Genomic DNA, 12,657 nt, shown 5'->3' with positions numbered 1-12,657 from the left:
CGGCTACGCGGCTTCGGTCAGGCGCTCGCCGTTGGGAAAGCGACTCACGACTCGGCGCGGCAGTCCCGCCAGCACCAAGAAGGCGATCAGGAAGGTCACCATCTTGTCCAGCGGGTCCGAGAGCAGGCCCTGCTGCAGCGTGGCCTGGAAGAGACTCGCTCCGGCGGCTCGGAAGGCGGCCACCAGCGCATCGCCGCCGAAGCCTGTCACGCCACCGAAGGCGTAGGCCGCTATGGGCGCGGAGACCAGTGCCGCCGCCAGCCCCGTCAGCAGGCCACAGGTGAGGGCGAGCAGAGCCCCTGCGTCGCGGCGCCAGAAGAGCGTCCACAGGACCAACACTCCAAACACGAGACTGATGAAGCCGAAGGCCAGCCGAGACGCGGCGAAGCTGGCAGCCGGGTTGCCGGTCACCGCGCTGAAGGTCTGCGGTGAGCCGTAGGCGCGGCTGAAGGTGTAGAGCGCAAGCATGAGCACCACGAGCGCCGCGCCAAGCGCTAACAGCAGCGAGCGGCGATCAGCCACCGGGCGCGTGCGGAAGAGGCCGGCCCGACCGAAGATCCCCGCCAGCAGGCCGACGATCGCCGCGGTAACTGCGAAGGGGCCTGCGGTGGGCGCGGCCAGCGGCGGGGGCAGGACGTAGGCCCAGATCAGGTCGCTGAGCAACCCGGTGACCGCGCCCACCAACGGGCCGCCCAGCACTCCGGCGATGACCGTGCCGAGTGAGTCGAGGTAGAGGGGCAGCTTCAGCGCCTGCTGGACTGTGGAGCCCAAAGCGACGTTCAGGGCTATGGCGACAGGCATCAGAACCAGCGTGCGGGTGGCGGTGAGCGGCATCGCGGAGAGGCTACCGCACCCGCCGCGAGATCGCGGCCGAAGTTTGCACCATGGTTTCTGACGATCTGCTTCAACGCCTCAGATAGCTAGGGGAGGGCCGTCCTAAACAGAACGCCTTGGCCGCCCCCTGGAAAAGTGACGTCAGGGAACCAGAAGTCTCGGCTTAGCTCCTCGAAGGCGAACCTCTTGTGGAGGGCGATGCTGGCCCAATTGCGGCTGTTGGCGAAGTAGTAAGCCTCGCTGGCCCTGGTTGAGACCCAGGCCAGACGCTCTTGTATTAGCGTGGCGCCAATCCCAAGGCGGCGCCGATTCTGGGCAATCAGCAGGCTCGATAGGTACCAGCCCTCCGGCGCATGGTTGGCCGGCGCCTCCGGCGGCGGCTGGAAGTGCACGACTTGGCCCCAGCCGACGACCTCGTCCTTGACTATCGCCACGAGCAGCAAGCGGTCGTTGCGTGCGGCCGGCAGCCCAGTAGAGAAGCGTTCGACAAGCTCGCGGACAGGGGTGCCTTGGCGTTCATGTTCCAGGCGTCCGAGGGCCTCGGCATCTCCCACCACGCCCGGTCGGACCGTCAACTCGGGCAGCGGCATCATCTCGGAGGGAGGGTAGGACTTATCGGGAGTTAGGTTCGGACGTGAATGCGGGCGGCATCACGTTCCGCTCGCACCTGCCGGGTCACGAAGGTGGCCGGGTCAACTGATGATCCGGCCACCACTGATGTCGAGAGTTACACCGGTGATCCAAGAGGCCTGGTTGGAGAGCAGGAACACGGCCGCAGCGGCGATGTCATCAGGCTGACCGAGGCGGCCCAGCGGGAAGGCTCGTGCCAAGGCGTCAAGCTGCTCCGGCGTCATCGCGGTAGCCATCCTTTCGTTGAAGACACTGGCCGGTGCCAGGCAGTTGACGCGGATGCCCCGCGGCCCCATCTCGGCGGCCAGATGCTTGGAGAGCATGGCGACGCCGGCCTTGGCGACCGCGTAAGCAGCGGCTGCCTGGCCGGGCTGGCGGCCGGCGGACGAGGACATGGTTACGATCGCCCCACGGCCGCGCTCGAGCATGGCCGGCAGAGCGGCCCGGATGGTCAGGAACGTGGCCGTGAGGTTGGAGTCGATGACCCGGCGCCATTCGTTGGGCTCGACCTGCTTGGTGGCTCGAGGAGCTCCGTTGCCCCCGGCGAAAGCGGCCAGCAGCTCAACCGGGCCGGACTGCTCGGCGAGCTTCCTGAAGGCCTGCTCTAAGGAGTCGGAATCGGTGGCATCGGCCGGGACCGGAAGCGCCCGCCCGCCGTCGGCTCTGATGCGCGCCACCACCTGGTCGATCGCGGCCAGGTCGCGGCCGCCGATGCCGACCACGGCGCCGTGTGCGGCAAGTCGGGCGGCGGTGGCGGCACCGATACCCCTGGAGCCGCCGGTGACCATGGCAACCCGTCCGGCCAAGCCGCCTGAGATCTCCATTCCCGAACGTTCCCAGTTCATGCTGGTTCTACTTGCAGAGCCGGCCGGAGCGGCCGGCTCGTGTTGATCAGGACTGCCGCGAGCACCGCCGCGGTGGCCAGGATCGCCGTCCCAAGAGGGACCTCGATCGCGGCGCTCATCCAGATGCCTCTCCAGGTTCCGGTCGGCGGCCCGGCTCGAGCCACTCCGTCTCCATCCGGGCGCGGGGGTGGATGCAGACCATGCGGAGCGGCGTCGTGCCCGTGTTGATGAACTTGTGGGGGGTGCCCGCCCCAACGATGAGGATGGAACCGGGGCCGGCGGTCAGCGTCCGGTCTCCGGCCGTGAACGTGGCCTCGCCCTCTTCGAGGATCCAGACCTCGTCATAGGGAGGCCGGTGCAGGGCGGGACCAGCACCGGGCTTGGAGCGATCCAGGATGAAGGATGTCGGCACGTCTCCGTGATCAGCGCCTCCGAAGGTGAACGAACCCTCCCGGCCCAGTTCGGCAAAGCTGATGAGGGTTGCCTCGGTCATGGGTCTGGCCTCCTTTGCTTGGAATGACATGGCGACACCGCCTCAGGCCAGCCGGTACAGGACTGGCATGGACACGGTCCGATTGGCGCGGAGGTTCGCCAGCACATAGGACCGGAAGCTGGGCCTGGCGAACTGCTCCAGCATCAGTCGAGGCAGGCTGTGATCCCAGCGGGCGTGGTTCACGAAGACGTAGTCGGCCTCGCCGATCGGCTGCAGCAGCGTCGAGTTGTCAAGCCCGGTCTCGACCGCATACCAGCCGGCCAAACGTTCCCAGAGCTCCAGCGCCACCTGGGGTTCCTCAGTGGTGAAGTGGTTGAACAGGAAGAGGCCGGGCCGCGACTTGTCCACGTCGCCCAGCAGGCGCGCGCAGCGAGCCGCCATGAGGTGCACGTCCTGGGCGACCTCCTGAACAGCCTCGAGGAGCTGCTGGTACGGCTCGGCGGCCTGGACCTTGGCGATCTCAGAGGGTGAGCTGGTCTCGATCAGTGCGGCGACGTCGAAGCGGGCCGGGTGGCTCGCCGGCTCCCCGCCGCCGGTGGGTGGGACAAGGGCCGCCCGATAGATGGAGGCTCTCTCCACCTCGTCGAGCCGCATCAAGTCCGCGGCCAGCCCTTTCAAGCGACCGAGAAGCGCTTTCCTGCGTGCGCTTGGGCGGGGGAACGGAGGTCCCGGCTGGGCGGGAGGCTGCACCGCCGCCGCGATGTGGATGTATCCGAACGGCAGCGGATCACGAAGCCTGGCTGGAGGCCACCTGGGGCTCGGGTTCACGATCGTCGGTTCCACGACCACCTCCTTAGGTATCCTGAGTGAGTACTCACCCATGATGAGTGAGCGCACACTCAGTTGTCAAGACCCTGTTCTATCGGAGGTGGCCAATGTCGCAGTCGACCAAGGAGCGGATCGCCGCTGCCGCGGTCAGCGTGATCCGGGATCGCGGAGTGACCAACGCGACGACCAAGGAGATCGCCCGCGAGGCAGGGGTCTCCGAAGGCAGCCTCTACAACCACTTCGAGAACAAGACGGCCCTCTTCGGCGCCGCCTTCGGCTTGGTGGCGAGCGGGATCCGGGCCGCGATGCAGGACCTCTTCGCGGCCGTCGGCCAGGCCACGGTCGAAGCCAATCTGACCCGCTTCGCCTCCGCGGCCATCCGCTTCTATGGCGAGCTGCTGCCCATGATGGGTTCGGTGCTCGCTGACCCCGAGGTGCTGGGCTGGCTGCAGCACTCCGGCCGCGCTGAAGGCCTCAGCCAGGGGCAGGCGGCGCTCGTCCGCTATCTGGAGGCCGAGCAGCTAGCCGGGCGGCTGGCCCCCGATGCCCAGCCCCCGTTCCTTGCCGCCGTGCTCCTCGGTGCCTGCCAGCATCGCGCCTTCGCCAGCCTGCTGATCGGCACAGCCCACCAGGAGCGGCCTCCGGGCCTGGACGTAGACATCGACGCCTACACGCAGGGAATTGTGCGCACGCTGCTCACTGCCCAGATCCCCTGATCACTCAGCCCTGGGATAAGCCCCGGCTGCGGGACGTTCGCCTCAGCCGGAGCCCGTTTCGGACCTCGCGCGGGCCGACACGCCGGTCGTTTGGCCTCTCGCTAGACTTCCGACGTCGTGGAGAGGGATTACCGGCGGACCTGGAGCTCAGCGCTCGGCAGGGACATGGAGATCCTTCGCTTTGGCACCAAGGGCCGCCCTCTCGTGGCCTTTCCCACCTCCCAGGGGCGCTTCTATCAGTGGGAGGACTTCGGCCTGGTCGAGTCAGTGGCGGCCAGGATCGACAGCGGCGAGCTCAACCTCTGGTGCGTCGACACGGTTGACTCCGAGTCCTGGTACGCGCCGACGCGACCGCCGGCGGAGCGCGTCGCCCGGCACCTGGAATATGAGCGCTACCTGGTCCAAGAGCTGTTCAAAGAGATCGGCCAGCGTCCTGTGTGCGCAGGACCGTCGTTCGGGGCCTTCCATGCAGCGCTGCTCGCCCTCCGTCACCCTGATCGGGTGCTGGGATTCATCTCTCTCTCCGGCGTGTACGATCCCAGCCGCTGGCTCGACGGCTACAGCGACGAGTCGACCTATCTGACCAATCCGCTCGCCTTCGTTCCCAATCTGACCGACGAGCGCTACCTGACTCCGCTGCGCGACCTGCCCTGCAAGGTCATCGTCACCGGAGAGACCGATCCGAACGTGCGGGACTCGCTGGCGCTGGCGGACGCGCTGCGTCAGCGCGGAGTCGGTGTCAAGCTTGATCTCTGGCCCGGCTGGGCACACGATTGGCAGTACTGGAAGGAGATGCTGCGAATCTATGCCTGAGACGAGACAGGAGACCTCCCGCCGGGTGGGCCTGCTGGTCGGCCGCGAACAGACCTTTCCTGACCCGTTCCTCCGCCTGCTCAACCACAAGGGTGCCGACAACGGTGTCACGGCCGAGCTGGCCCGGCTCGGCGGTCCCGGCGAGCAGGACGAGCCTGACTATGCGGTCATCATTGATCGCATCTCGCACGAGGTGCCCTACTACCGAGCCCACCTGAAGAGCGCTGTGCTGATGGGGGCCGCTGTCATCAACGATCCCTTCTGGTGGGAGGCTGACGAAAAGTTCTTCGAATGCACGCTGGCCCGCAAGTTGGGCGTGGCAGTGCCCCGCTCGGTGGTGCTGCCGAACAAGGAGTACATAGCCGACATCGACCACGAGCTGTCGCTGCGGAATCTGCAGTTTCCTCTGGACTGGGAGCGCATCATCAGCTACGTGGGCCTGCCGGCGGTGCTGAAGCCCAACACAGGCGGCGGCTGGAAGCACGTCTCGGTGGTGCACTCGCTGGAGGACCTGTGGGCCACCTACAACGGCACTGGTCAGAAGACGATGATCCTGCAGGAGTACATCAAATGGGATGACTATCTGCGCTGCATCTGCATAGGCCGGGAGCATGTCTGGCCTCTCCGGTACGATCCGGCGGCGCCCTTTGAGCGGCGCTATGTGGTGGACAACCCGCCCCAAGGCCAGCTGCGCCAGCGGGCCATCGCCGATGCGCTGACGCTGACCCAGGCGCTCGGCTACGACATGAATACAGTCGAGTTCGCCGTTCGGGACAGCACGCTGTACGCCATCGATTTCCTCAATCCGGCGCCCGACTTTGACGACTTCTCAATCAAGCAGGAGGCGTTCCAATGGGTGCTGGATCGGATGAGCGACCTGGCGCTCAGATACGCGCTGCGCCAGATGGAGCCGCCCTGGCGGCGCGACCATCGCTGGTGGAAGTACGTGGACCGTGGCGCGCAGAGCTCTGGCTGACCGGGAGGCAGGCTCCGATCCCGTTCGCGCCTGGCACGACCTGCTGGGCGACGCTGCGCTCCAGGCAGAGAGCGCAGGTCGTCTGCACGAGCTTCAGCCCCAGCGAAGCCTGACCTTTGGCGAGCGCCGGATCTGCCGCACCCTGCGGCCCAACCTGCTGACTGCGGAACGCTATCAGCGCGCGATCCAGGCCGCTCGGGGCGTGCACTCGGCCCTGATCACGCTGGAGCGAACGCTTCTCAGCGATGCCGAGCTGCGCCGGGAGCTTGAGCTTGAGCCGGAGGAGGAGCGGCTGGCGCTGGCGGAGACAGGGCACTCCCACTCGTCCCCGTCGATGCGCCTGGACAGCTTCTTCGGCGCTGAGGTTCGCTACGTCGAATGCAACGCCGAGTCGCCGGCCGGCATGGCTTACGAGGACATGCTGGCGGCGGTTTTCCGGGAACTGCCGGTGATGCGAGCTTTCCGCCGCCGCTACCATGCCCGCTCACTGCCAGTGCGGACGCAGATGCAGAGCTGCCTGCTGCGCTGCTTCAGGGAATGGGGCCAGGGGCAGCGGCCGGTGCTGGCAATCGTTGACTGGCCGGGGCTCCCGACCGCCAACGAGTTCACGCTGTTCAAGGAATACTTCGAGCGCCGGGGCCTGCAAACTATCATCTGCGAGCCCGCGGACTTGGAGTTCAGGCGCGGCCGCCTCCACGCCGGTTCCATACCGGTGAACCTCGTCTACAAGCGCGTGCTCACCTCGGAGTTGCTGGCCCAGCCGGAGGCCGCCCGGGGCCTGGTCGAAGCGCATCTCGCCGGAGCTGTCTGTGTGGTCAACACCTTCCGGGGCAAGCTGCTGCACAAAAAGGTCTCGCTGGCGCTGCTTTCGGACGAGCGCTACCAGCAGCTGTACAGCAGCGCGCAGAGGAAGGCAGTGGCACGGCACATCCCATGGACGCGCCGGCTTCGCGAAGGCAGCTCAAGTGTTGCCCAAAAACCCGTCAAGGACCTGGTCCAGCACGTCCTCAAGAACCGCCACAAACTCGTCTTGAAGCCCAACGACGAATACGGCGGCAAGGGTGTGGTGCTCGGCTGGACAGTCACTGACGGGCAGTGGGAAAGCGCTGTCAAAGAAGGGCTGGAACAGCCCTCGGTGGTGCAGGAGGCGGTGCCTGTGCCGCGGGAGCCCTTTCCCGTGGTGCTCGACGACTCGGTGCAGTTGCTTTCTCTGGCAGTCGACATGGACCCCTACCTCTTCCACGGCCGGCCGGGCGGCATGCTGACCAGGCTCTCCTCCTCCGAACTGCTGAATGTGACTGCGGGCACCGGTAGCATCGTTCCCACTTTTTTGGTGGAGGAGAGGCGATGAGTACCGACTGGCTGACCATCGGAGTCGAGGAGGAATACCAGATCCTCGACAGCGATGGTCACCTCCAGCCCTTTATCGACGCACTCATGACATCCATCGCCCAGGAGGTCGGCGCCGACCAGGTGCGGCCGGAGATGATCCAATCGGTGGTCGAAGTCGGCACCACCATCTGCCAGACGGTGGGCGAGGCGAAAGAGCAGCTCAGCCGATTCCGCGCGATGCTGAATCGCGTCCTGGAGCCTGCCGGGATGCGGATCGCCTGTGCCGGCACGCACCCCTTCTCCCGCTGGCAGGACCAGCAGATCACTGAGAAAGAGCGCTACAAGATGCTGGAAGACGAGATGCAGGACGTGGTCCGCGAGATCCTCATCTTCGGCCTTCATGTCCATGTCGCGCTCCCTGACCCCGACCGGCGGATGGAGATCATGAACGAGGCCCGTTACTTCCTCCCGCACCTGCTGGCTCTCTCCACCTCCTCACCTTTCTGGGACGGGCGCGAGACTGGTCTCAAGTCCTATCGCAGCGTCATCTGGTCGCGCTTTCCGCGCACCGGCATCCCGCCGGACTTCAGCTCCTACGACGAGTACGAGAACTACATCGACATGCTGGTCAGGACGGGCTGCATAGACGACGGCAAGCGGATCTGGTGGGACCTTCGCTCGCATCCCCACCACCCCACGCTGGAGTGGCGCTGCTGCGACCAGACAACCCGGATTGAAGAGACAGTGGCCATTGCCGGCCTGTGCCAGGCGATCTGCGCCAAACTGCTGCGCCTGCGTGAGCGGAACCTGGGCTTCCGCAAGTACATGCCTGCCCTGATCGCCGAGAACAAGTGGCGCGCGATGCGCCACGGCACCGCCGGCAAGCTGATCGACTTCGGCCGTCAGAGTGAGATCCCCACAGCTCAGCTGGCCGAGGAACTGCTGGAGTTCATCGACGAGGTGGTGGACGAGCTGGAGTCACGCGAGGCGGTCAGGTACGTGGAGACGATCCTTAGGGAGGGCACCAGCGCGGACCGCCAACTTCGCATCTACCGGGAGACCGGTAGCCTGAAGGAAGTGGTCGAGAATATCTGCGCGGAAACTGCCGGTCAGCCTTCGCTGCGGCACGTGGCCGCCCAGCACGCGGGAGACTGAAGACCTTCTCATCCGCTTCGGCACCCGGTGAAGCCGCATTGAGTACTGCGGCGCGACTGAAGGGACTCCTGGATCAGCGAATTGTGCTGTTGGACGGCGCCTGGGGCACCATGCTGCAGCGCCGGCAGCTGGATGAGACTGCCTTTCGGGGCGAGCGCTTCCGGGACCATCCTCAGCCCCTGCAGGGGGACAACGACCTGCTCTGCCTGACCCGCCCGGACGTCGTGGTCGACGTCCACCGTGAGTATCTGCAGGCCGGCGCCGACATCACCTCGACCAACACCTTCACAGCGACCTCCATCTCTCAGCGCGACTACGGTCTGGAGTCGGTCGTCTACGAGATGAACCGGGCGGGCGCCCAGCTGGCGAAGCAGGCGGCGGCCGAGTACGAGAACCGTTTTGTGGCCGGCTCGCTGGGACCCACCAACGTCACGCTCTCAATGTCGCCCCGGGTAGACGACCCCAGCTACCGGCCAGTGAGCTTCGATCAGCTCTACTCCGCTTACGCCGAAGCGGCTCGCGGCCTCCGCGACGGTGGCGCGGACCTGCTCCTGATCGAGACGATCTTCGACACCCTCAACGGCAAGGCGGCCATCGCGGCCGCTCAGGCGGTGGCGCCGGAGCTGCCACTGATGATCTCGGTTACCATCGTCGATCGCAGCGGGCGCACGCTGGCGGGCCAGACCGTCGAGGCCTTCTGGACGTCGATCGAGTACGCCCGCCCGCTCTTGACAGGCATCAACTGTTCGCTGGGGGCGCATGAGATACGGCCCCATCTGGCGGCGCTGGCGCAGGTGGCCAGCGCCTACGTCAGCTGCTACCCCAACGCGGGGCTGCCCAACGCCTTCGGCGGTTACGACGAGCAGCCGCCCGAGACGAGCCGGCTGCTGGGGGAGTTCGCCCGGGATGGGCTAGTCAACGCCGCCGGCGGCTGTTGCGGCACCACACCTGAACACATCCGGGCCATCGCGGCGGCAGTCAGCGGGGTGAAGCCGCGAGCTCTGCCGGCGATCCCTCAGCGGACTCGCTTCGCTGGCCTGGAGACGTTCGAGATCGGGCCTGACTCGAGGTTCGTGATGATCGGCGAGCGCACGAACGTCACCGGCTCCAGCCGCTTCCGGCGCCTGATCGAGGCGGGAGATTTGGGCGGCGCGCTGGAGGTGGCGCTGGAGCAGGTTCGCGGCGGCGCCAACCTGATCGATATCAACATGGACGCCGATCTGCTCGATTCGAAGGAGGCCATGGTCGGCTTTCTCAACCTGATAGCCACCGAGCCGGAGGTGGCCCGGCTGCCGATCATGGTCGACTCCTCCCGCTGGTCGGTGATAGAGGCCGGGCTCAAGTGTCTACAGGGGAAGGGTGTGGCCAATTCGATCAGCCTCAAGGAGGGTGAGGAACCGTTTCTGGCCCAGGCCCGCTCTGTCCGGCGCCTGGGCGCCGCAGTAGTGGTCATGGCCTTCGACGAGAAGGGTCAGGCCGATACGGCGGCCCGCAAGGTGGAGATTTGCCAGCGGGCCTACCGGCTGCTCACCGAGCAGGTCGGCTTCCCGGCGGAGGACATCATCTTCGATCCCAACGTACTGGCCATAGCGACGGGCATGGAGGAGCACAGCCAGTACGCGAAGGCGTTCATCGAGGCGGCCGGCGAGATCAAGCGGCGCTGCCCGGGTGTCAAGATCTCCGGCGGCATCTCCAACCTCTCCTTCGCCTTCCGGGGCAACGATCGGGTTCGGGAGGCCATCCACTCGGCCTTCCTCTACTACGCGATTCAGGCGGGGCTCGACATGGGCATTGTCAACGCCGGTCAGCTCGCGGTGTACGAGGACATCCCGCCGGATCTGCTCGAGCTGGTCGAGGACGTCATCTTCGACCGCCGGCCTGACGCCACCGACAGGCTGATCGAGTTCGCACGCACGGTCTCCGGCGGAGGCACCCAGCGCGAGCGTGACCTCCTCTGGCGGGAGACGCCGGTCCAAAAGCGGCTGGAGCACGCGCTGGTGCACGGCATCGTCGACTTCATCGAGGAGGACACGGAGGAAGCGCGGCAGCAATATGCCCGCCCGCTCGAGGTCATCCAGGGTCCCCTGATGGCGGGGATGCAGGTGGTGGGCGATCTCTTCGGCGCCGGCAAGATGTTCCTGCCCCAGGTGGTCAAGAGCGCCAGGGCTATGAAGCGAGCGGTCGCCTATCTGCAGCCCTACATGGAGGCTGAGAAGGCCGACTCGACGGAGAGCCAGGCGCGCGGCAAGCTGGTCCTGGCCACAGTCAAGGGCGACGTGCACGACATCGGCAAGAACATAGTGGGCGTGGTGCTGGGCTGCAACAACTACGACGTCATTGACCTCGGCGTGATGGTGCCGGCCGACCGCATCCTGGATACGGCTGTCGCCGAGGGCGCCGACGTGGTGGGGGTGTCCGGGCTGATCACACCCTCGCTGGACGAGATGGTCAATGTGGCGAAGGAGATGGAGCGGCGGGAATTCAAGGTGCCGCTGCTCATCGGGGGCGCCACCACCTCCAAGCAGCACACAGCCGTCCGCATAGCGCCTGAATACAGCCGGCCGACTGTGCATGTGCTGGACGCGTCTCGCGTGGCAGGCGTCGTCTCGAAGCTGCTCGATCCCAACCAGCTGAATGCGTTTGACGAGGAGAACCGGGACCTGCAGGTCGCTCTGCGGGAGCAGCACAGCGCCAAGCAGATGCGACCGCTCTTGACCTATCAGCAGGCGCGCGCCAACCGCGAACTGGTCGATTTCGACGATCTGCCGGTGCCGGTCCGCTTGGGCAGGCGGCTGGTCGAGCCGGAGCTAGGAACGCTGCGCCGCTACATCGACTGGACTTTCTTCTTTCACGCTTGGGAGCTGCGCGGCCGCTTCCCGGGCATCCTCTCCCATCCCGAGATGGGGGCCGCCGCTCACGAGCTCTATGAGCAGGCCCAGGAGCTGCTCGATCAGATCGAACGCGAGCGCAGCCTGCGCGCGTGCGGCGTCTACGGCTTCTGGCCGGCCCGAGCGGAAGGCGACGACCTGGTCCTGCAGGCTGATGGCAGCGAGGTGCGGTTTCCCATGCTTCGCCAGCAGCTGGACCATGGCGACGACCGCCCAAATCCATCGCTGGCCGATTACGTCGCGCCGGCCGGCGACCACCTGGGCGCCTTCGCCTGCACGGCGGGGCTCGGCGCCGAGGAGCTCTCGGCGCGGTTTCAAGCGGAGGGCGACGACTACCGCGCCATCATGGTCAAGGCACTCGCGGACAGGCTGGCGGAGGCGTTTGCCGAGTACCTGCACGAGCAGGCCCGGCGGGAGTGGTACGAGAGCGGGCCGCAGCTCTCGGCCGAGGAGCTGACGGCTGAGAAGTATCGCGGCATCCGACCCGCGTTCGGTTATCCCGCCTGCCCCGACCACACCGAGAAGCGAACGCTCTTCCAACTTCTCGAGGCCGACCGCGTGGGCATGACGCTGACCGAGTCCTATGCCATGCTGCCGCCCGCCTCGGTCTCAGGTCTTTACTTCGCACACCCGAAGGCGCGCTACATCACTGTGGGGAAGATCGGCCGCGACCAGGTCCTGGACTACGCCCGCCGCAAGAGCATGGAGGTCAGCGAGGTGGAACGCTGGCTGCGACCGAACCTGGGCTACGAGCCGGAATAGAGAGCCTCGGTCCCAGCCGAGCTCTGGCCGTTGAGGTCACGGCCCTCGCCAGCCGTTCTTCGGCTGGGGAGATGCTGGACGCTGAGCCGAGCTCGTGGAAAGCTGCAGCTGTCTGGGGCAGCTCTTCCAGCTGCCGGCCCAGGCGGATGCGGTCAGCCCCGGCGCCGGAGCTGAACTGGCAGTTCCGGCGGAGCCAGCCATGCCGGCCCTGATGACCGCTCACCACCCAGCCCTGCTGCTTATCGAAGACGCGGAGCTCGGCATTGAACTGCGCCTCCAAACGGTTGATGCCCTGTCGGATCTGCTTCATCCTCTCCGCCTGCACGACTCCTGGCACGTGCCGCGTGTCCTCACCCACGAGAGCAGCGATCGACCGGGTCACATCATCGACAGGAGAGGACCAGGTGCTCGCTGCCATCGAACCCATGTTCGTATTGTGTCACGT

General features: G+C 66.4%; 13 protein-coding genes. 6 read left to right on the top strand and 7 right to left on the bottom strand.

The features are described from left to right. Positions 1-3: 3 nt before the first annotated feature. From ACR2MZ_RS00845 to ACR2MZ_RS00820, 6 genes are all read right to left on the bottom strand, one after another. Positions 4-834, bottom strand: a complete 831-nt coding sequence (locus tag ACR2MZ_RS00845) for a hypothetical protein (protein ID WP_434003180.1) — start codon at positions 832-834, stop codon at positions 4-6. An 86-nt stretch (positions 835-920) separates the two neighbouring features. Further along, a complete protein-coding gene (locus ACR2MZ_RS00840) occupies positions 921-1,427 on the bottom strand; it encodes a GNAT family N-acetyltransferase (protein WP_434003179.1) in 507 nt (168 codons plus the stop codon). A gap of 99 nt (positions 1,428-1,526) precedes the next feature. Then, positions 1,527-2,309, bottom strand: coding sequence for an SDR family NAD(P)-dependent oxidoreductase (locus tag ACR2MZ_RS00835; protein WP_434003178.1), 783 nt, complete (start codon positions 2,307-2,309; stop codon positions 1,527-1,529). Beyond that, complete coding sequence (locus tag ACR2MZ_RS00830) at positions 2,306-2,428, bottom strand: hypothetical protein (protein ID WP_434003177.1); 123 nt, start codon at positions 2,426-2,428, stop codon at positions 2,306-2,308. Before ACR2MZ_RS00830 ends, ACR2MZ_RS00835 begins: the two co-directional genes overlap by 4 nt. Then, complete coding sequence (locus tag ACR2MZ_RS00825) at positions 2,425-2,802, bottom strand: cupin domain-containing protein (RefSeq protein ID WP_434003176.1); 378 nt, start codon at positions 2,800-2,802, stop codon at positions 2,425-2,427. The genes ACR2MZ_RS00830 and ACR2MZ_RS00825 overlap by 4 nt, the downstream gene beginning before the upstream one ends. A gap of 42 nt (positions 2,803-2,844) precedes the next feature. Then, positions 2,845-3,624 (bottom strand): hypothetical protein, encoded by a 780-nt coding sequence (locus tag ACR2MZ_RS00820; protein ID WP_434003175.1) that lies wholly within the window; start codon positions 3,622-3,624, stop codon positions 2,845-2,847. A 53-nt stretch (positions 3,625-3,677) separates the two neighbouring features. On the opposite strand from ACR2MZ_RS00820, the gene ACR2MZ_RS00815 reads away from it, so the two are divergent. The 6 genes from ACR2MZ_RS00815 to metH all read left to right on the top strand — a co-directional run bounded on the left by ACR2MZ_RS00815 (position 3,678) and on the right by metH (position 12,212). Beyond that, the gene (locus tag ACR2MZ_RS00815) at positions 3,678-4,286 is read left to right on the top strand and encodes a TetR/AcrR family transcriptional regulator (protein ID WP_434003174.1); all 609 of its coding nucleotides are present in this window, start codon (positions 3,678-3,680) and stop codon (positions 4,284-4,286) included. Positions 4,287-4,403: 117 nt separating this feature from the next. Further along, a complete protein-coding gene (locus ACR2MZ_RS00810; RefSeq protein ID WP_434003173.1) occupies positions 4,404-5,099 on the top strand; it encodes an esterase family protein in 696 nt (231 codons plus the stop codon). Next, the gene (locus tag ACR2MZ_RS00805) at positions 5,092-6,075 is read left to right on the top strand and encodes an ATP-grasp domain-containing protein (protein ID WP_434003172.1); all 984 of its coding nucleotides are present in this window, start codon (positions 5,092-5,094) and stop codon (positions 6,073-6,075) included. The genes ACR2MZ_RS00810 and ACR2MZ_RS00805 overlap by 8 nt, the downstream gene beginning before the upstream one ends. Next, on the top strand, positions 6,053-7,426 hold the full coding sequence (locus ACR2MZ_RS00800; RefSeq protein WP_434003171.1) for a hypothetical protein: 1,374 nt from the start codon (positions 6,053-6,055) through the stop codon (positions 7,424-7,426). Before ACR2MZ_RS00805 ends, ACR2MZ_RS00800 begins: the two co-directional genes overlap by 23 nt. Then, entirely contained in the window at positions 7,423-8,562 is a 1,140-nt protein-coding gene (locus tag ACR2MZ_RS00795; RefSeq protein WP_434003170.1) for a carboxylate-amine ligase, read from the top strand. Before ACR2MZ_RS00800 ends, ACR2MZ_RS00795 begins: the two co-directional genes overlap by 4 nt. A gap of 38 nt (positions 8,563-8,600) precedes the next feature. Then, entirely contained in the window at positions 8,601-12,212 is a 3,612-nt protein-coding gene (gene metH, locus ACR2MZ_RS00790; protein WP_434003169.1) for a methionine synthase, read from the top strand. On the opposite strand, the gene ACR2MZ_RS00785 is transcribed toward metH, so the two are convergent. Continuing rightward, the gene (locus ACR2MZ_RS00785) at positions 12,160-12,630 is read right to left on the bottom strand and encodes a hypothetical protein (protein ID WP_434003168.1); all 471 of its coding nucleotides are present in this window, start codon (positions 12,628-12,630) and stop codon (positions 12,160-12,162) included. The two genes, metH and ACR2MZ_RS00785, sit on opposite strands and share 53 nt — an antisense overlap. Positions 12,631-12,657 lie beyond the last annotated feature (27 nt).

Source organism: Candidatus Dormiibacter sp. (assembly GCF_050999135.1).
Lineage (GTDB): Bacteria > Chloroflexota > Dormibacteria > Dormibacterales > Dormibacteraceae > Dormiibacter > Dormiibacter spiritus.
Note: the sequence above shows the minus strand (reverse complement) of the source record. Positions and strands in the feature narration are given on the sequence as shown.